This is a genomic window from Salinicola sp. NYA28a (genome assembly GCF_976982775.1).
Genome location: NZ_OZ334582.1, coordinates 4008193 through 4027240, shown reverse-complemented (window position 1 = coordinate 4027240; position 19048 = coordinate 4008193). Strand labels below are relative to the sequence as shown.

The 19048-nt window shown below is 61.7% G+C and carries 19 protein-coding genes and 1 pseudogene; 13 read left to right on the top strand and 7 right to left on the bottom strand.

What is annotated here, in order from left to right; genetic code table 11:
* The first annotated feature begins 36 nt into the window (after positions 1-36).
* Together ACWHY3_RS18170 and ACWHY3_RS18165 are read left to right on the top strand one after the other, a co-directional pair.
* Entirely contained in the window at positions 37-1866 is a 1830-nt protein-coding gene (locus ACWHY3_RS18170) for a copper resistance system multicopper oxidase (RefSeq protein ID WP_448127183.1), read from the top strand.
* An 11-nt stretch (positions 1867-1877) separates the two neighbouring features.
* A complete protein-coding gene (locus ACWHY3_RS18165) occupies positions 1878-2651 on the top strand; it encodes a copper resistance protein B (RefSeq protein WP_448127182.1) in 774 nt (257 codons plus the stop codon).
* A 167-nt stretch (positions 2652-2818) separates the two neighbouring features.
* Here ACWHY3_RS18165 and ACWHY3_RS18160 read toward each other — a convergent pair whose 3' ends face one another.
* The gene (locus tag ACWHY3_RS18160) at positions 2819-3877 is read right to left on the bottom strand and encodes a hypothetical protein (RefSeq protein WP_448127181.1); all 1059 of its coding nucleotides are present in this window, start codon (positions 3875-3877) and stop codon (positions 2819-2821) included.
* A gap of 170 nt (positions 3878-4047) precedes the next feature.
* Here ACWHY3_RS18160 and ACWHY3_RS18155 point away from each other — a divergent pair, with 170 nt between their 5' ends.
* Positions 4048-5427 (top strand): IS1380 family transposase, encoded by a 1380-nt coding sequence (locus tag ACWHY3_RS18155; RefSeq protein ID WP_399590022.1) that lies wholly within the window; start codon positions 4048-4050, stop codon positions 5425-5427.
* Positions 5428-5558: 131 nt separating this feature from the next.
* On the opposite strand, the gene ACWHY3_RS18150 is transcribed toward ACWHY3_RS18155, so the two are convergent.
* Together ACWHY3_RS18150 and ACWHY3_RS18145 are read right to left on the bottom strand one after the other, a co-directional pair.
* On the bottom strand, positions 5559-5897 hold the full coding sequence (locus ACWHY3_RS18150; RefSeq protein ID WP_448127180.1) for a hypothetical protein: 339 nt from the start codon (positions 5895-5897) through the stop codon (positions 5559-5561).
* A gap of 531 nt (positions 5898-6428) precedes the next feature.
* Positions 6429-7807: pseudogene (locus ACWHY3_RS18145) on the bottom strand (IS1380 family transposase).
* 119 nt (positions 7808-7926) lie between these two features.
* Between ACWHY3_RS18145 and ACWHY3_RS18140 the strand changes: the two are divergent.
* Both ACWHY3_RS18140 and ACWHY3_RS18135 read left to right on the top strand, forming a co-directional pair.
* The gene (locus tag ACWHY3_RS18140; protein WP_448127179.1) at positions 7927-8238 is read left to right on the top strand and encodes a DUF1153 domain-containing protein; all 312 of its coding nucleotides are present in this window, start codon (positions 7927-7929) and stop codon (positions 8236-8238) included.
* Entirely contained in the window at positions 8202-9053 is an 852-nt protein-coding gene (locus tag ACWHY3_RS18135) for an IS3 family transposase (RefSeq protein WP_448128176.1), read from the top strand. Before ACWHY3_RS18140 ends, ACWHY3_RS18135 begins: the two co-directional genes overlap by 37 nt.
* Here ACWHY3_RS18135 and ACWHY3_RS18130 read toward each other — a convergent pair.
* Positions 9042-9446: a nitrilase-related carbon-nitrogen hydrolase gene (locus tag ACWHY3_RS18130; RefSeq protein ID WP_448127178.1), complete on the bottom strand. Its 405-nt coding sequence runs from the start codon at positions 9444-9446 to the stop codon at positions 9042-9044. The two genes, ACWHY3_RS18135 and ACWHY3_RS18130, sit on opposite strands and share 12 nt — an antisense overlap.
* A gap of 132 nt (positions 9447-9578) precedes the next feature.
* Here ACWHY3_RS18130 and ACWHY3_RS18125 point away from each other — a divergent pair, with 132 nt between their 5' ends.
* Positions 9579-10400, top strand: coding sequence for a response regulator transcription factor (locus ACWHY3_RS18125; protein ID WP_448127177.1), 822 nt, complete (start codon positions 9579-9581; stop codon positions 10398-10400).
* A gap of 1 nt (position 10401) precedes the next feature.
* Here ACWHY3_RS18125 and pyrB read toward each other — a convergent pair whose 3' ends face one another.
* Positions 10402-11433, bottom strand: a complete 1032-nt coding sequence (gene pyrB, locus ACWHY3_RS18120; RefSeq protein WP_448127176.1) for an aspartate carbamoyltransferase — start codon at positions 11431-11433, stop codon at positions 10402-10404.
* A 381-nt stretch (positions 11434-11814) separates the two neighbouring features.
* Between pyrB and ACWHY3_RS18115 the strand changes: the two genes are divergently transcribed.
* On the top strand, positions 11815-12669 hold the full coding sequence (locus ACWHY3_RS18115; protein ID WP_448127175.1) for an SDR family oxidoreductase: 855 nt from the start codon (positions 11815-11817) through the stop codon (positions 12667-12669).
* A 217-nt stretch (positions 12670-12886) separates the two neighbouring features.
* Here ACWHY3_RS18115 and ACWHY3_RS18110 read toward each other — a convergent pair whose 3' ends face one another.
* Positions 12887-13822, bottom strand: coding sequence for an IclR family transcriptional regulator (locus ACWHY3_RS18110; protein ID WP_322528276.1), 936 nt, complete (start codon positions 13820-13822; stop codon positions 12887-12889).
* A 71-nt stretch (positions 13823-13893) separates the two neighbouring features.
* Positions 13894-14433, bottom strand: coding sequence for a 2-oxo-4-hydroxy-4-carboxy-5-ureidoimidazoline decarboxylase (uraD, locus tag ACWHY3_RS18105; protein ID WP_322528275.1), 540 nt, complete (start codon positions 14431-14433; stop codon positions 13894-13896).
* A 114-nt stretch (positions 14434-14547) separates the two neighbouring features.
* On the opposite strand from uraD, the gene uraH reads away from it, so the two are divergent.
* The 6 genes from uraH (at position 14548) to ACWHY3_RS18075 (ending at position 19046) form a co-directional block, all read left to right on the top strand.
* Positions 14548-14934 (top strand): hydroxyisourate hydrolase, encoded by a 387-nt coding sequence (gene uraH, locus ACWHY3_RS18100; RefSeq protein ID WP_322528274.1) that lies wholly within the window; start codon positions 14548-14550, stop codon positions 14932-14934.
* A complete protein-coding gene (locus tag ACWHY3_RS18095) occupies positions 14934-16301 on the top strand; it encodes an 8-oxoguanine deaminase (RefSeq protein ID WP_448127174.1) in 1368 nt (455 codons plus the stop codon). The genes uraH and ACWHY3_RS18095 overlap by 1 nt, the downstream gene beginning before the upstream one ends.
* A 93-nt stretch (positions 16302-16394) precedes the next feature.
* Complete coding sequence (locus tag ACWHY3_RS18090) at positions 16395-17153, top strand: GntR family transcriptional regulator (RefSeq protein WP_087719599.1); 759 nt, start codon at positions 16395-16397, stop codon at positions 17151-17153.
* A 367-nt stretch (positions 17154-17520) separates the two neighbouring features.
* Positions 17521-17733 carry a helix-turn-helix domain-containing protein gene (locus ACWHY3_RS18085; protein ID WP_063140232.1) on the top strand — a complete coding sequence of 71 codons (213 nt, stop codon included), beginning with the start codon at positions 17521-17523 and terminating at the stop codon, positions 17731-17733.
* Between the two features lie 58 nt (positions 17734-17791).
* Positions 17792-18508 carry a hypothetical protein gene (locus tag ACWHY3_RS18080; protein ID WP_448127173.1) on the top strand — a complete coding sequence of 239 codons (717 nt, stop codon included), beginning with the start codon at positions 17792-17794 and terminating at the stop codon, positions 18506-18508.
* On the top strand, positions 18495-19046 hold the full coding sequence (locus ACWHY3_RS18075; protein WP_448127172.1) for a BREX protein BrxB domain-containing protein: 552 nt from the start codon (positions 18495-18497) through the stop codon (positions 19044-19046). The genes ACWHY3_RS18080 and ACWHY3_RS18075 overlap by 14 nt, the downstream gene beginning before the upstream one ends.
* Positions 19047-19048 lie beyond the last annotated feature (2 nt).

Genomic DNA, 19048 nt, shown 5'->3' with positions numbered 1-19048 from the left:
CAAGAAGCTGTATATACATGGTTTTAGGAGCAACCTATGAGCGATAGACATTTCTATGCAGGTATGTCCAGGCGGCGCCTGATCCAGGGGGCTGCCGCAATGGGCCTTCTCGCCGGTTTTGACAGCCTGATGCCGGCGTTTGCCAGGGGCAATCTGGACAACTCGAATGTTTATCATACCGTGCGTGACGGCGCCGATGTCTATGATCTGACGATCGCACGAACGCCTCTCACGATCGGGTCCAGACTCTCGAAACAGCCTATTACCATCAATGGCACGCTGCCTGCGCCCCTGATTCGGCTCAAGCAGGGCCGCGAAGCGATCATGCGTGTGACCAACACCCTGGCCGAGGCAACGTCCATTCACTGGCACGGCCTGATACTGCCATATCAGATGGACGGTGTTCCAGGCGTCAGTTTTCCGGGCATCATGCCGGGCGAAACCTTCGAGTACCGTTTTCCGGTCGAGCAGCACGGCACCTACTGGTATCACAGCCATTCCGGGCTTCAGGAACAGCTCGGCCACTACGGACCGATTATTATAGACCCGGCTGAGCCGGAGCCAGTCGCCTATGACCGTGAATACGTTGTGGTTCTCTCCGACTGGACCTTCGATTCTCCCGCCGATGTCTTCCGCAACCTCAAAGTGTTTGACGGCTATTACAACTACAACCAGCGCACCGTTGGCGACTTCTTCAAGGATGTCGAAACTATGGGTTGGGATGCCGCGTGGAGCAAAGCCGGCATGTGGGGCAGAATGCGAATGAGCCCCCGGGATATCCTGGATGTGACCGGTTCTGAATACACCTACCTGATGAATGGATCGCCTTCCGCCAGCAACTGGACCGGGCTGTTCCGTCCCGGCGAGAAAATTCGCCTGAGATTCATCAACGCCTCGGCGATGACCTACTTTGATGTCCGTATCCCGGGACTTCCGATGACGGTTATTTCCGCTGACGGCCAACCAGTGCAGCCGGTCGAGACCGATGAATTCCGCATTGGCGTGGCCGAAACCTACGACGTTATCGTGGAGCCAACGGACATGGCTCATACCGTGTTTGCACAGGCCCAGGACCGGTCCGGGTTCGTGCGCGGCACACTGGCTACCCGAAAGGGTCTGGAGGCCCAGGTGCCCCCCATGTACCCGCGCACTGAACGGGGCATGGCGGCCATGGGAATGGGCGCCATGGGCAAGAGTGGCGGCCAGGCAATGCACGACGGCATGGACATGGCCCACGGCGACATGGCCGGAGATTCAGGTGGCATGAATATGGACCATGGCCGGATGAACATGGACACCTCGCCTGACAAATCCAGCCTGAGCCCGGTTCCAACTGCGGGGCGCCCGGTATCCCATGGCCCGGACAATCACGGTCCCGGGGCGGCCATGGTGGCTTCCAGCCCCCAGTCACGGCTGGATGAGCCCGGCGTTGGCTTCGAAACCGTGGATCACAGGGTGCTGACCTACTCCCAGTTACGGAGTATTGATGGCTGGCCCGACAAGCGCCCGGCGGAACGCGAGGTGGAACTGCACCTTACCGGCAATATGGAACGTTACATGTGGTCGTTCGACGGCAAAAAGTTCTCTGAAGTCGATGGCCCGGTCAAATTCTACCATGGTGAACGGCTTCGGCTGATCCTGGTCAACGATTCAATGATGGACCACCCCATTCATTTGCACGGCATGTGGATGGAGCTGGAAACCGGGGCGGGTGAGTATCGCCCACGCAAGCACACGATTTCCGTCAAACCCGGCGAGCGTGTATCCGCGCTGATCACAGCGGATGCACCGGGTGACTGGGCTTTCCATTGCCACCTTCTGTACCACATGGACGCAGGCATGTTTCGTGTCGTGTCGGTCGTTTAACGGGATAGGGGATGAACATTATGATGAATCGCATCAAGTGGGTTGTGGGTGCCTCAGCCTTCACGATTGCCTCGGGAGCCGGCGCCGCCGGTACTGGCGTTCAGGCCGATCCGGACTGGGCATTGCCTATTCCCGACAATGAGATATTTGGCCAGATACTGGGTGACCGGCTGGAATATCAGCGCGATGGCAGCGACGAGATCGCGCTCTGGGATGTCCAGGCCTGGGTCGGCACGGACCAAAAGCGGCTCTGGATTGAAACAGAGGGTGAGACGAATCTGGCCACCGAGGCTGGCGACATCGAAAATTTTGATGTGCAGTACAGCTATCGCTTCGATCGCTTCTGGGACATACAGACAGGATTGGGTGCCCAGACAACGTTTGGCCCCAGCCCTAATAAGGAGCGCTATTCGGCCATTGTTGGATTGCAGGGACTTGCCCCCTACTGGTTTGAGGTGGATACCAACCTCAGGGTTACTGAAGACGGCGACCTGTCGTATGATTTCGAGGCCGAATACGACTGGTTACTGACCCAAAGGCTCATTCTGCAAGGCCGGGGGGAAACCCTGGTGGCCTTCAGTGATGTCGAGGAATGGGGCGTCGGCAGCGGGATCAATAATGTTGGCCTGGGACTCCGGTTGAGATACCAGTTTTCCCGGGAGTTCGCTCCTTACGTTGGTGTTTCCTATACACGCTACCTGGGCAACACAAAGGATCTCCGTGAGCGCGAGGGGGAAGACGTCGAGTCCTCCAGCTTCGTGGCGGGCGTCCGGTGGTGGTTTTAGTACGATAATGCCCAGTAGAAAAGGCTGGCCCCTTTGCGTGGGTCAGCTAGTGTCCTCATTTGGAGGATTTCGTCAAAATCATTGCCGACCTTCCGCATGTTCGGCTCAATGACAAACGGCCGGACTAAGGCCCGGCCGTTGTATCAGATCATGAAATTACACGTTGATCAGTAACTGATATTGACCATAGCTACGACCTTATAGGTATCCTCCGGGTCATCTCCGTAGAAGTCTCCCATGAAACCGTAAGAACCGCGGAGGCTGATGTCATACACGCCGGCAAACTTTTTACCAAGCTGAGCAGCGACTTCAGTACCAAGGGTTGAGCCGTTGGCCTGAGCAGCGCTGTCGGGCGCGTCGTCGGCAGCGCGGAAGTATCCTGTGCCGTACTTCAGGTAGTAGTCGTTGGAAAGTTCCTGATCACCCGAGACCATCAACCCCATCAGACCGTATCCCTTGTAAGCTGCGTCATAAACTGACTTGGCCCCCTGGGAACCATTGTTGTAGTAGTAGTCTGTTCCGAAGATTTGCAGATTGCTGCTATTCAGCTCCCAGCCTGACTGGTTTGCCGCGAAGCGATCTGCACCATTGCTGCTGTCATCAGCCGGAATGTAGATGCCGTGAATCTTGAGGCTTGCGTTGCTCCAATGCCTCTGGGCATACAGATTCAACATGTACGTGTCGCCATCTGTTGCGTCAGAGTCACGCCCGGACGACTTTTTGTAAAGTACCGAGCCGCTATAGGCCATTTTGTTATAGGTAAAATCGGCGTAGGCACCGAAATAGTTGTCATCCGTTCGAGCCGCCGTACCATTCAGAGCAGCCTGACTGCTGTTGCTGATCTGAGCTCCGGTAAGGCCGTAGTGGAAAACCTCGCTGGGATGAAGTTCGGCACTCAACATGTAGAAGTCCACGTCGTCCGCAGAATCTCTATCGTTTTCTTCCCACTTGAACCAGCCACCTGTCAGCGTGGCCATACCAACATTGCCCGCAAAGGAGACGCCATTCATGTCGTCGTTGGTAACAAAGCTCTCGTACTTGCCGAAGCCATACCCCTGGATGCCCGCTCGCACCTTCCAGTCGCTGTTCGGCACCTTCAGTTCAGCGTAGGCATTTTTGGTCTCAACGCCAACGCCGTCGGCGCTGAGTTTGCCGCAATCGTCACCCTGGCAGCTTCCCGTCTCACCCCAGGGAGAATCGAACTCACCGTACCAAACCAGGCTCACGTTATCGTTGAGGTCGCCGGTGATCTTTGCACGCAGGCGCTGGTCAACAAAAGCAGTACTGTTATCCCGGCTTATTCATGAGGCCGGCCCGAAAACGAAGATAGCGGATGGTATTCTCTTGAAAATTCAGTGTGTTCCGCCAAGAATCTGAACCAAGAGAGCCATCCGCTATGGGTGAAAGCCTATCCACCTGGACGCCCTCATGCAACGGCGCTGTCCGTGTTGAGCTGAGCGGCCAGCGCACTACCAGCGACAGCGGCGCTCTGCTGTTGCGTGAGGCCCTCGACAACAGCGGCGTGATTGAGGCGCTGGAAGACAATCTGGTCGATCGACGCCACCCGCTGCGCATCCTTCATTCGCTGGCCAGCCAGTTGCGTACCCTGGTGCTGCAGCGTGCGATGGGCTGGATCGACCTCAGCGATACCGACACGCTGCGCCGTGATCCGCTCTGGCAGCTGGCCTGCAGCGATGCGCGCGGGACAACGCCCCTGGCCCAGGACCGGCCCTCTCAAGCCACGCTGTCGCGGCTGCTGACCTGCCTCGGGCGCTGCGACAATATCGATGCCGTGCACGAAGGCCTGCTGCGACTGGTGATCTGGCGCCTGACCGCGCTGAAGAACGGCGAGCGCCCCAAGCAGCTGACGCTGGACATCGACGGCCTGCCGATCGAGGTCCACGGCCACCAGGGCGGCTCGGCCTATCATGGCCTGTACGGCGCGCGGATCTATTCACCGCTGGTCGCCTCGCTGGCAGAAACCGGCGACATGGTGGGCGGCCTGCTGCGCGAGGGCAACGCCGGCCCGGCCGAGAACGCCGACACCTGGATCCCGCATCTGGTGCGGCGACTCAACGAGAGCACCGGCGCCCAGGTTCGGGTGCGCATCGACGCCGGTTTCACCGACAACGCGACGCTGGAGGCCCTGGAAGAGTGCGACATCGAGTACCTGGGCCGACTGCGCAGTCACTCCGGCCTGCAGAAACTGGCGGCACCGCACCTGAAGCGGCCACCCGGCCGGCCACCCGAGCAGCCTCGCGAGTGGTGCCACGATCTGGAGTATCAAGCGGGCTCTTGGTCGGCACCGCGTCGCGTGGTGCTGGTGGTGCAGGAACGCCCCGATGACCTGCTGCTGCATGCCTTCTTCCTGGTCACCAACCTCGGCAAGTTCGACTGGCCGCCGGAGAAGGTCCTGGCGCTCTACCGCAAGCGCGGCAGCGCCGAGGCGCACATGGGCGAGGTGAAGTCGGCGCTCGACGTGCACCTCTCGTCGACCGATCGCGGCGCCTCCACCGTTCAGGACGTGATGGCACGCAACGAGGTGAGCCTGCTGCTCAGCCTCTACGCCTACCAGGTCCTGCATGGCCTGCGCTGCCTGCTGGAGCGGCAGACCCGGCAAGGCTGGAGCCTCAGCCGGATGCGCGAGCAGGTGCTGAAGGTCGCCGCCACGCTGAGACTGCACGCTCGGCGAATCACCGTTCATCTGGGTGCCGCCGCCGACAAGTGGTGGCCGACGCTGCTGAAGGGGCTGCCGAAGCTGACCGCACTGAGCTGACGCTTCTGCGAGACCACCACAGCATCAGAAAGCGAGCGACCGGAGCGGCGGGCGGCGATCACGGCTGCTTGGACGGTCGCCATTGATTCCAAAGAGCTATAAGGAAGCGGGGAAATTTCAGCGTTTTGGCATTACTCAACAGCTATTCGCGCTGAAGAAGCCGATCCTGATAAGCGATGCCACCAGTCAGTACCTTCAGACCGCTCAATCAGCACCCTCGTGAATGAGGCGGGGTTATCGTCGGTCGTATCTAGGCTTTCTGAGGTCGCCTGCAGGCGGTAATAACCGTTCACCGTGAAGGGGGAATCGCCTTTCTTGAGCTCTTCCACTTCAGCCGTCAGTTGATTTATTTCATCCTTCAGGTCTTCTACGGTTGGTGACGCACGCCCGACCGGCTCCGCGGCCAACGCCGGTGTTGCTACTAAAGCTATCGCCAGCGGAGCGCTTATTGATTTGAAGATTTTGCTCACGTGAAACTCCTTATTTTAATTTTCATATCGACAACGATTTATTGCCTCAATATGGATGTGCCAGTTAAACGGCACTTAATCTTGACGCACAAAGCTTGTAGTGGTCAACTGAAACGAACCTGAATTTTCAGCTAAATTTCATTTTCCCGATTTTCGTACTGACATCCCCACCCGTCAGACTGTCAGACCTGACGACGCATCAAAGAGGCTATTTCGCCCCCAGCGCCCATCTTGGAGAGGTGCTATGATTGTGAAGTGACCCCCTCCAGAACTGCACAGGGTATAGTGCAGCCATCAGCCCGCCTCATTCACGAGGGTGCTGATTGAGCGGTCTGAAGGTACTGACTGGTGGCATCGCTTATCAGGATCGGCTTCTTCAGCGCGAATAGCTGTTGAGTAATGCCAAAACGCTGAAATTTCCCCGCTTCCTTATAGCTCTTTGGAATCAATGGCGACCGTCCAAGCAGCCGTGATCGCCTACCGCCGCTCCGGTCGCTCGCTTTCTGATGCTGTGGTGGTCTCGCAGGAGCGTCAGCTCAGTGCGGTCAGCTTCGGCAACCCCTTCAGCAGCGTCGGCCACCACTTGTCGGCGGCGGCACCCAGATGAACGGTGATTCGCCGAGCGTGCAGTCTCAGCGTGGCGGCGACCTTCAGCACCTGCTCGCGCATCCGGCTGAGGCTCCAGCCTTGCCGGGTCTGCCGCTCCAGCAGGCAGCGCAGGCCATGCAGGACCTGGTAGGCGTAGAGGCTGAGCAGCAGGCTCACCTCGTTGCGTGCCATCACGTCCTGAACGGTGGAGGCGCCGCGATCGGTCGACGAGAGGTGCACGTCGAGCGCCGACTTCACCTCGCCCATGTGCGCCTCGGCGCTGCCGCGCTTGCGGTAGAGCGCCAGGACCTTCTCCGGCGGCCAGTCGAACTTGCCGAGGTTGGTGACCAGGAAGAAGGCATGCAGCAGCAGGTCATCGGGCGTTCCTGCACCACCAGCACCACGCGACGCGGTGCCGACCAAGAGCCCGCTTGATACTCCAGATCGTGGCACCACTCGCGAGGCTGCTCGGGTGGCCGGCCGGGTGGCCGCTTCAGGTGCGGTGCCGCCAGTTTCTGCAGGCCGGAGTGACTGCGCAGTCGGCCCAGGTACTCGATGTCGCACTCTTCCAGGGCCTCCAGCGTCGCGTTGTCGGTGAAACCGGCGTCGATGCGCACCCGAACCTGGGCGCCGGTGCTCTCGTTGAGTCGCCGCACCAGATGCGGGATCCAGGTGTCGGCGTTCTCGGCCGGGCCGGCGTTGCCCTCGCGCAGCAGGCCGCCCACCATGTCGCCGGTTTCTGCCAGCGAGGCGACCAGCGGTGAATAGATCCGCGCGCCGTACAGGCCATGATAGGCCGAGCCGCCCTGGTGGCCGTGGACCTCGATCGGCAGGCCGTCGATGTCCAGCGTCAGCTGCTTGGGGCGCTCGCCGTTCTTCAGCGCGGTCAGGCGCCAGATCACCAGTCGCAGCAGGCCTTCGTGCACGGCATCGATATTGTCGTTGCGGCCAAGGCAGCTCAGCAGCCGCGACAACGTGGCTTGAGACGGCCGGTGCTGGGCCAGGGGCGTCATCCCGCGCGAGTCGCTGCAGGCCAACTGCCAGAGCGGGTCATGGCGCAGCGTGTCGGTATCGCTGAGATCGATCCAGCCCATCGCCCGTTGCAGCACCAAGGTCCGCAACTGACTGGCCAGCGAGTGGTGGATGCGTAGCGGGTTGCGGAGGTCGACCAGATTGTCTTCCAGCGCCTCGACCACGCCGCTGTTGTCGAGGGCTTCACGCAGCAGCAAAGCGCCGCTGTCGCTGGTGGTGCGCTGGCCGCTCAGCTCGACACGCACAGCGCCGTTGCACGAGGGCGTCCAGGTGGATAGGCTTTCACCCATAGCGGATGGCTCTCTTGGTTCAGATTCTTGGCGGAACACACTGAATTTTCAAGAGAATACCATCCGCTATCTTCGTTTTCGGGCCGGCCTCATGAATAAGCCGGGATCAGGAGGACAGGATGAGCGACGACAACCCCATCAAGCGATGGACCGCGAAGCGCAAGGCCGCCTTGGTCATGGATATCTTCAAGGGCAAGACCACGGCTGCTGAGGTAGCTCGCCAGTACGATCTCACTGTCTCCGAGGTCGAGGGCTGGATCGATGAAGCCCAGCGCAGCATGGAGAACGGGTTCAAGGCCCGCCCTAAGGACATCCGTGAGCAGTACGAGTCCGAGATCCGAGAGACCAAGGAGGCACTGGGCGAAGCCCATCTGCAGATCCATGCGCTAAAAAAATTCAAGCGCCTGCTCGACGAGGACGAGAACTCATAAGGTCGCTGCAGGCGCAACTGGCCGAGGAAGGCCATGTGGTATCGCTCGTCAAGCTCTGCCGCTGGCTGGGGTTCCCCCGGCGGAGCCTATATTACCGGCCCAAGCTGCGGCAGCGTGTCATCAATGCCGATCTGGCGGCACGGGTGAAGCTGACCCTGGAGCGGTTCCCCACCTATGGCTATCGCCGCCTGGCGTGTGTTCTGGGTGAGAACCGCAAGCCAATACAGCGCATCCTGCAGTTGAAAGGCTGGCAGGTGCGCAAGCGGCCACAGGGCTTCCGCCCGCGTGCCAAGAGCCTTCCGTCTGTCGCGTCACGGCCTGATGAACGCTGGGCAACGGATCTTACGCACGTGTGGTGCGGCAAGGATCGGCGGGCCAGCCTGGCGGTGATCATCGATTGCTGTACGCGAGAGATCCTCGGCTGGCGATTATCGGACAATGGCAGCAGCAAGACCGCTGAGGCCGCGCTGGAGGAAGCGCTGATCTATCGATTGGGGGCACTGGGACGTGTTCAGCAACCGCTGGCACTACGCTCCGACAACGGCCTGGTCTTCAGCAGCCGGCACTACAAGGGCACGGTGAAGGCCTATGGTCTCATCCAGGAGTTCACGACGCCGTATACACCGGAACAGAACGGGCTCGTGGAGCGCTTCTTCCGATCCTTGAAGGAGGAGTGCATCTGGCTCCATCGCTTCGAGTCGCTGGGCCAAGCCAGGGCCGTGATCGACCGTTGGATCCGATACTACAACGAAGAGCGGCCACATCAGTCGCTGGACTATGTGGCACCCAGGGCACACCCCGCATTAGCTGCGTAGGGTGTGCAGAAACCAGGGGGTCATTACAGGCTGAACCAGCGTGCGTTCGTCCGGCCACAGGTGGGTCTTGCGGTAGCGTAGTGCGATACCGTCTTCGGGCGTGATCAGTACGGTAGTGTTGAACACGGTCTCGCCCTCTCGCTCCAGCAGGCCGATGGCGATCGCCAGATCGCGATCGCGACTGGCCTCGATCAATGCCTCGAGTTCCGGCCCGTCGAGCGTCAGGGCACGATCGAACACATGCTCAGGTTCGGCAAAGCCACTCAGATGCGTTTCGGGAAAGACGATCAGCGCGGTATCGTCGTCGACGGCATGAACGACCTCGAGCGCTCGGGTGAGGTTGTGCTCGATTTCGCCTTCACGGCTGGCGAGTTGTGCCAGGACAAGCTGCATGGAACACTCCGGGAAGTTGTGATTGGAACGGGAGCTGATGGCCTTCAGTATCCCCAATCCCGCGCCACTGCCTATCCCGCAAGCGGGGTAACCCGATTGGGGGATTCGGCTTGGCTTGAAAGAGAAAAAACGATGACCCAACGAGCTCGGCCGGAGACAGGCTCAGCTGAGATGACCTCGCTGGAAAGCCTGGAGTGGCATCGCGCCTTCGGCCAACTGGCGGAGAACGTGGATCGTGCCGGCTTCTGGCTGGCTCTCGTCCGGCGGCTGGCGAGTGAAGTGCACTTCGATACCTGGGTGGCGCTGGTCTTCGACCGCCAGCAGCCGCCCCGTATCCTCGCCGAAAGCGACGAGGACGACGGTGCCGACGACGCGCTGTTTCAGGACTATCAGCGTGGCCTGTATCTGCTCGATCCGTTCTACATCGATGCCTGCGAGCGCGTCCGTTGCGGCCTGTTCACGCTAGCCGAAGTGGCGCCGCAGCACTTCACTCGCACCGAGTACTATCAGCGCTATTTCCAGCGCAACATCGTCGCCGACGAGATCCATTTCAATCAGACGCTGGATGACCGCCGGACATTGTGCCTGTCGCTGGGCTCGACTCGCCCATTTTCCCGGGAGGCGCTGGGCAGTCTCGCCCTGATGCAGCCGTGGCTACTGGCGCTGATGCGGCTTCGCATGCATTTCGAGCCGGAAGAAGATGGTGCTTCCGGGCCACATCCGTGGCATCCGCAACCGGACAAGGAGCTTGACTTCGATTCACGCTACGCCTTGACCGAGCGTGAGCGCGAAGTCAGCCAATTGATGCTGGGTGGCAGCTCGACCAAGGAGATTGCCCGCCGTCTGGCAATCTCGATCGAGACGGTGCGCGCCCACAAGAAGCATCTCTACGCCAAGCTGGGTGTCAGCTCGCAATCGGAGTTGTTTTCGCTGTTCTGGCAGGCGCGGCGCTGATTCAGAGCGTGCGGTCGTCGACGCCGAAGCTCGGCGGCACGAACCAGCGCACGTCACGCGGATCCTGTTCGATCAGGTCCTCGACCTGCAGCAGGTGGGCGAAGATCGCCATGCGCATGGGAATGCCGTTGTCGGTCTGGCGGAAGATCGCCAGGCGCGGGTCGCCGTTCAGGTCGGTGCTGAGATCGTTGGCGCCGGGTCGGCTGTCACGCGGCAGCGGGTGCATGACGATGGTGGTCGGCGAGCAGCGGCGATCGAGGAAGCCGCGATCGACGACGAAATCCGAGGTCAGCTCGGCGAAGCTCTCCGACATCTCCGCGGTGAAGCGCTCGCGCTGGATGCGAGTGGCGTAGATCACGTCGACATCATCGAAGTTCTCCGCCAGATTGGGGCGCGTTTCGATGCGATGCCCGCGCGAGGCGACCAGATCGATCAGGTGCTGCGGCATTTCCAGCCCCGGCGGCGAGACCAGCGTGATCCGCAGCGGTTCGTAGAGCGACAGCAGCTTGATCAGCGAGTGCACGGTGCGGCCGTATTTCAGATCGCCGGTCAGCAGCAGGTGGGCGCCGGCCAGCGGCTTGCCCAGCCGCGCGAACTCCTTGGTGATGGTGTAGACGTCCAGCAGCGCCTGGCTTGGGTGTTCGCCGGGGCCGTCGCCGCCGTTGATCACCGGCACCTGGGTCGCTTCGGCGAATTCCGCCACCGAGCCCTGCTCGGGGTGGCGCATGACGATGGCATCGACGTAACCGCCCATGACGCGGCTGGTGTCGTAGAGCGATTCCCCCTTGGCCATCGAGGAGAAGGTGAAGCCGGTGGTGTCGCAGACGCTGCCGCCGAGCCGGCAGAAGGCGGCGTTGAAGCTGATGCGGGTTCGGGTGCTGGCCTCGAAGAACAGATTGCCGAGCACGGCGCCTTCGAGCACGCGGGTCACCTTGCGCCGCTGGGCGATCGGCTCCATGCGCTCGGCAATGCGGATCAGGTGGTCGACGGCGTCACGGGAGAGCGAGTCGACGGAAAGCAGGTGCGCGGGCATCGGGAAACCTCGTTGGCGGCAGGTGGCGAAATCGGGCTGGCCGAGCGTAGCGGCCTTGGTCGGGCGCTCGGTCGGGCGCTTGGTCGGGCGATAGTGTAGCGCCGTGCGTCACCGGCTTCACGCCCGGCGGCGATATCGTCCTGGCTGTCGAGTATTCCCGTGCGTCGGACTGGTCAACCGTCCACGGGCGGCCGTCTCCTGCAGCGTCGCCGATACCGTTAACCTGGCTTAAGATCCGGTAGCGGGATTTGAATGAATCCGCCCAGGCTTCCTATGCTCATGGAGCGTCGCGGCAATCCATTGGAGGATTCGCCGCGGCGAGAAGAGACGGCGCCATTCAGCCGCCATCGTTCATTCGATTCGATTCAGGAGGGAGCCAGAATGTCAGAATCGCATTTTCCCCCGCAGCATCAAGCGCAGCAGCCGGGCGACGAGCATGACATGCAGCCCGAGCCGGAGTTCATTCGCGACGACTATCGCGGCACCGACAAGCTCAAGGGCAAGGTGGCGCTGATTACCGGTGGCGACAGCGGTATCGGCCGCGCCGTGGCGGTGCACTACGCCCGTGAAGGGGCCGATTGTGCCGTGGTCTATCTCGATGAGGATCGCGATGCGGAAGACACCAAGGCGCTGATCGAAGCCGAAGGTCAGCGCTGCCTGCTGCTCAAGGGCGACGTGGCCGACTCCGCGTTCTGTCGTGAAGCGGTCGAGCGCACGTGTCAGGAGCTGGGCGGTCTCAATATCCTCGTCAATAATGCCGCCGAGCAGCACGACTGGGACGATGTCACCGAGATCACCGACGAACAGCTGCAGCGCACCTTCGCCACCAATATCTTCAGCCACTTCTATTTCGTGCGCGAAGCCCTGCCGCACATGAGCGCCGGTGACACGATCATCGCGACGTCATCGGTCAATGCCTTCAAGGGTAACGTGACGCTGATCGACTATTCTTCCACCAAAGGGGCGATCCAGGGGCTGGTACGTTCGCTGGCGCAGTCGCTGGTGGATCGCGAGATCCGCGTCAATGCGGTGGCGCCGGGTCCGGTCTGGACGCCGTTGATTCCGGCCAGCTTCGATGACGAGAAGGTCGAAAGCTTTGGCGGGCAGGTGCCGATGCAGCGCGCCGGCCAACCCAGCGAGATGGGCCCGGCCTACGTCTACCTGGCCAGCCAGGAATCTTCCTACATGACTGGCCAGACGATTCATCTGAATGGCGGGGTGATCCTGAATACCTGAGGAAACACTGCATAAGTGTCTGTGCAGGCGAATCGGCTTCGTTGCGCGGTGCTGGAGCGCCAGCCCGGTCGAATCCTCACATATATCCCAATATGCTCCGGTTGCTGCGCTCCGTGCGCCTTGCGACGGAATGCCGCCCACTTCATCCTGCTCGACGACTTATTCAGCGTTTCCAGAGGCAAAGTGCCTGCGCTCGACGACTTTTCGGACCAAGCACCTATGCCGGCGGTTCGGTCGGCGTCTTGCCGCCGATCTTGGCGGTGATCTCGCGGGCGGTCTCGGCGACCAGGGCGGCAAGCTCGGGCAGGCGGGAGTCGTCGATCCGGGCCACCGGGCCGGAGACGGAGATCGCGGCCAGCGGCAGGCCGCTTTCGTCGTGGAGCGTGGCGGCAACGCAGTTGAGACCGATGGCATGCTCCTCGCGATCGACGGCGTAGCCTTGGCGGCGAATCTCGACCAGCTGCTCGCGCAGCCTGTCGACATCGGTCAGCGTGTTGGGCGTTTCCCCTTCCAGCGTGCGTCCGGCCACGATCTGCTCGAACTCCTGCGGCGGCATCCACGCCAATAGCGCCTTGCCGACGCCGGAAGCGTGAAGTGGCGCCCGCGAGCCGAGCCGGGTGATCATCCGCATCATCTGTTTGGATTCGCTCTGAGCGAGATAGACCACCATGCCGTCGTCGCGGATGCCGAGATTGGCCGTTTCCCCGGTGGTGGCGGTCAGACGGCGCAGAAACGGGCGCGCGGTGGCGACGAAATCCCGCGCTTCGAGAAAGCTGTTGCCGATGCGGAAGGTCTTGACGTCGATCTTCCACAGGCCGCTTTCGACATCCTGGGTGATGAAGCCCTGCTGGAACAGCGCCTGCAACAGGCGGTGCGTGGTCGAGGGCGCCAGATCGACGTCTTCGGCGATATCGGAAAGTGCCAGCCCGTCCGGGGCTGCGGCCAGCCCTTCCAGAATGGTCAGACCCCGTACCAGCGACTGGCTGTGTCCGCCGCTGCTCTTGGCGTTGCCGGCCGGCCGGCCGACGGCGCGGCGTTTGTGCTCCGCCGCGCCGTGTCGCTGCTGTTCGGTCGCTGTCGCCCGATTCTGCTTCTGGTCAGTCGCCCGATTCCGCTCCTGGTCAGTCGCCCGATTCCGCTCTTTGTCCGTCACCCGTCGCCGCTCTCGTGTTCGTCCGTGGTCAGGCGCTCAGGATAACCGCTCGCTCCCCCAGTGTCTGCGCGCTAGCGGCTACGACTTTCGGTCGTTCGCTGCTCCAGACGCAGCAGCGCGATCCGGTGGATCTGCTCGATGGCGGTGCGACGCTCCTCTTCCGGGGTGTGGTTCAGGCGTGTCTCGAACGCCGCGAGGATGGCGTGGCGGTCGAGCCCGCGAACGGCGATCACGAACGGGAATTCGAAGCGCTCGCGGTAGGCCTGGTTGAGCTTCTCGAAGCGGGCGAACTCTGCCGGCGTGCACTGGTCCAGGCCAGCGCCGGCCTGCTCCGAGCGGGAGTCGTCGGTCAGCTCGCCGGCCACCGCCGCCTTGCCGGCCAGATCGGGATGGGCGCGGATCAGCGCGAGCTGGGCCTCCGGCGATGCGGCGTCTACCTGCTGGCGCAGCCGCTCGGCCAGCCCGGCGGGGGTGTCCTGCGCCTCGCCGAGGCCGGTGTCCCAGCTCTGCGCCGCGATCCACGGCGAGTGTTCGTAGATCTCGCCATAACTGGCGATGAAGGCGTCGCGATCGAGCTGGCTGGGGCGCGGGGAGAGAAGCATTGTGGTCATGAGGACTCCGGTTGACCTTTGTATACAAACGCACTTGAATGAGGCTAACGCTTTCCGCGCCCGGCAATCCACTGTTTTCGCGCCCGCCGCGCATGCCACCCTATCGAGGTCTTCATGAGCGAAACTCCCCACGGCTATCTGACCACTCACGTGCTGGACACGGCGCTGGGCCGCCCCGCCAGCGACCTGCGCATCGAGCTCTATCGGCTGGAGGGCGACACGCGCCTGCGTCTGGCCGATGTGAAGACCAACGCCGACGGCCGTTGCGACGCGCCGCTGCTCGAAGGCAACGACTTCACCGCAGGCGTCTACGAACTGCTGTTTCACGCCGGTGACTATTTACGGGCCGGCCACACATCCGGCTTACGCGCCAGCCAGGCTGCCGAGAGGCATTTTCTCGATCGGATTCCACTGCAGTTCACGGTCGATGCACCGAACGAGCATTATCACGTGCCGCTGTTGCTGTCGCCGTATAGTTACTCGACCTACCGGGGCAGCTGATGACAACGACACTGATCCATAACGCCGAACTGATCGCGACGTTCGACGATGCCGAGCGCGAGCTGCGCAACGCCAGTATCCGGCTGGAGGACGATCGCATCGCTGCCATCGGTCCGGCGGAAGAACTGACAGAAGAGCGAGCCGGACCGGCCGACGTCGTCATCGATGCTCGCGGCCATGTGATCCTGCCGGGGCTGGTGAATACCCACCATCACTTCTACCAGACCCTGACGCGCAACCTGCCCGCCGGGCAGAACGCCGAGCTGTTCGACTGGCTGGTGACGCACTATCCGATCTGGGCGAGGCTCGATCCGGAGTCGATCCACGCCAGTAGCCAGATCGCGGCCGCCGAGCTGCTGCTCTCCGGCTGCACCACGGCGGCGGATCACACTTACCTCTGGCCCAACGGCGCGAGCATCGACGACCAGATCGCGGCGGTCTCCGAGCTGGGGCTGCGCTTTCACGCCTCGCGCGGTTCGATGTCGGTGGGCGAGTCCCAGGGCGGGCTGCCGCCGGACAGCGTGGTGGAGTCGGAACAGGCGATCCTCGACGATACCCAGCGTGCCATCGAGCGCTATCACGATGCGTCCGAGCGAGCGATGACCCGCATCGTGGTCGCGCCCTGTTCGCCGTTCTCAGTTTCCCGCGAGCTGATGGTCGAGAGCGCCGCGCTGGCCCGCCATTACGGCGTGCATCTGCATACGCACCTGGCCGAGACCCGCGACGAGGAAGCTTTCTGCCGCGAACGCTTCGGCTGCACGCCGGTGGAATACGCCGAGCAGGTCGGCTGGGTCGGCAGCGACGTCTGGTTTGCGCACATGGTGCATCCGCATGCCGACGAGATCACACGGCTCGGTGGCCACTGCTGTGGCGCCGCGCACTGCCCCAGTTCCAACATGCGGCTCGGATCGGGGATCGCCCCGGTGATGGCGATGCATCGGGCCGGCATGCGCGTCGGCCTGGGGGTCGACGGCAGCGCCTCCAACGATGGTTCGCATCTGCTGGCGGAGGCGCGCCAGGCGATGCTGCTGGGACGGCTGCAGGGCGACATGAGCGAGATCACCGCCCGCCGGATGCTGTGGTTCGCCACCCGTGGCGGGGCATCGGTACTGGGGCGGGACGATATCGGCCAGCTCGCGGTGGGCAAGGCCGCCGATCTCATCGGCTTCCGGCTCGATTCGCTGGCGCTGGCCGGCGGCGCGCTCCACGATCCGCTGGCTTCGCTGGTGTTCTGCCAGCCGCCGAACGTCGACCTGTCGATCGTCAACGGCGTGCGGCGCGTCGAGGGGGGCCGGCTGCTCGGTCACGATCTCGACGCCATGGTGGCGAGGCACAACGCCTGCGCCCGGCGGCTGGTCGAGGGTTGAGGAAGGCGGAGGCTGTCATCTCCAGGGGCGGCGTATACAATCGAGCCATGGATCGATGGACGTGGAAAAGTACGCTGGGTGGAGCGAACAACGATGGCAACAACCGCGAACGCAGCGGCAGGGCGGAATGAAGGGCAAGCCGGCAAGCCGGCCAGGCGCAGCCGGGGCGCCGGCAAGGCGGGCAACGGCGCCGAGCGTCACGAAGCGATCTATCAGCAGATTCGCGAGGCGATCGTCGAGCATCGTCTTCGGCCCGGGGCGCGTCTGCGCGAGGACGCGCTGGCGGAGGTGTTCGGTGTCAGCCGCACCGGCATTCGCAAGATTCTCCAGCGACTGGCGCTCGAGTATCTGGTAACGCTGACGCCACGCCGGGGCGCCAGCGTCAGCCGACCCACGATCGAGGAGGCGCGAGACGTCTTCGCCGCTCGCCAGCTGGTCGAATGCCAGCTGATGCCGTGGGTTTCCCGCCGGCTCAAGCCGGCCGACGCCAAGGCGTTGCGCGAGCTGGCGAAGAGCGAACGCCAGGCCTTGCGGGCCGGCGAGCAGAGCCGGGCCATCCAGCTTTCCGCCCAGTTCCACCAGCGCCTGGCCGAACTCTCCGGCAATACGCCGCTGGCCGAGTTCATCGAGCGCCTGTGTTCGCGCTCCTCGCTGATCCTGGCGGTCTATGGGTCCTCCGGCCATCTGGGCTGCGAATCCCACGATCACGACGAACTGGTCACGATGCTGGAAGCTGGCAAGGAAGCGCGCGCGGTCGCCTTCATGCAGCGCCACCTCAAGGCGATCGAAGCATCGCTCTCGATCGAGGAGAGTGGCGACGAGGCGCCGGACTTGGCGCAGATATTCGGCTAGCCGAAGTATATTCGCTCGGTTGCTACTGACTTAGTGGTGTGATCGCTCGAAATCATCATCTTTTTCAATGATTTAAGAAGCGCAAACTATCGTCTTTTGCAAGCGCCTCGCTGCGTTAAGCAATTTCGCGGGCTTGCCTAATTCTTCCTGTAACTGCTTCTTTCTGTGGCTGCTCTCTGCGTTTCTCATTCCTGGCCCATATTTGGCGGATGCTGCTTTCTGCGCCTCTATCCGGCTCAAACCTGTTGAGTGCATGATAGCGCCTCTATACATTGGCTTATCAATTTAGGTCAGGGCACTGCTCCGCCCGTGAGATCCTGCCGCCTCAGACGGGGCGGCAACACCATCGCCCATAGGAAGCGAAAACATGGCCGAGATGGAAGACCGCTGGTTATCCGTAGATGAAATAGGCAAGCACCTGGGTGTTAGCAATGACACGGTATACCGCTGGATAGACAAACACTCCATGCCAGCCCACCGGGTGGGCCGTTTTTGGAAGTTCAAGAAAGATGAGATTGATGAGTGGGTACGCAACGGCGGAGCAAGTGACACCAGTGGCGACAATGGCAAAAAATCATAAGTCGCTAGCCCGGTTCGGGTTTCGTTTCGAGCGGGGAGGAGCACACAGCTCCCGCACCATGATGCTCGACGAGCTGGCAGCGCTTCTTGGCTATGTCGACCGCGAAGATGCCTCGAAAAGCGACTACCTCCGGGCTGTCGAAGAGGACAACTGCCTCGCCAAACGCTCGGGAAAAACCCGGAGGTTGACCTACCGTCACCTGGCGGAGCTCTATTCTCTGGATACCGCCCACATCCTGTTTCGCGCCCTCCGGCATTTTTGGAGGCGAGATGAAGCAGGGCGCCCACTGCTGGCCATGATGTGTGCCTATGCCCGCGACTCCATCTTTCGCTCCACGGCGCCCTTTATCCTTAAATGTCCGGAAGGGACAGAGATCAACAGGGAGTCCCTGGAAGAATTTATCGACAGCCAAGAACCTGGCCGCTTCAGCAAGGCAACCCTGAAATCGACGGCTCAGAACATCAATTCAAGCTGGACCAAGTCTGGCCACCTGAACGGTCGGGTGAAAAAAATTCGCGCCCATCCCACACCAACCTCGGGGAGTGTTTCATACGCACTTTTGCTCGGATACCTGACCGGAGCCCGAGGGCAGGAGCTCTTTCGCACCGAATATATAAAGCTGCTCGATTGCCCACGCGACAAAGCCATCGAGCTTGCGGAGGAGGCCTCACGTAAGGGCTGGATAACCTTCAAGCGGGTGGGGGATGTGATCGAGGTACTTTTCCCGAGCCTTATCAACCAGCAAGAACAGGAGTGGCTGCGTGAGCAGGGTTAGACGGTTAGTACAATCGTACAGCAGGCATATATCCATCCCCTGGCGGGACGATGCGGCTGCCGCACAGCGCGTCATTTTCTGTGTGTATAACGAGAACGAGGAGCGCTGGCTCCGTGCCCGGGTCGATGAGTTTGAAATTGTCACCAAACAGGCCGGTCACGACTGGGCGCTGTTTGATTTGACCAACACCTTTGCAGCTTGGCTCAGTAGCCAGCGCTATGCCAAGAGTTACTTCCAGAAGCCGCATTTACTGGCCACTGTGCTGCCCAAATATCTCGATTACATCGTGAATGAGTTCGAGCGCTTTCTGGACAGCCGCAATATTGATGAGAACGCTGTTGTAGCAATCCAGGGCGTTGGGTCACTGTTCGGCTTCCTCAAGGTGAAGGATGTGGTCGACAAGCTTGCCCCCCGGGTACCCGGGCGGTTGCTGGTGTTTTTCCCTGGAAGCTATGAAAACAACAACTACCGACTGCTGGACGGTTACGACGGGTGGAACTATCTCGCCATGCCTATCACGGCGGATAAGGATTACTGAAT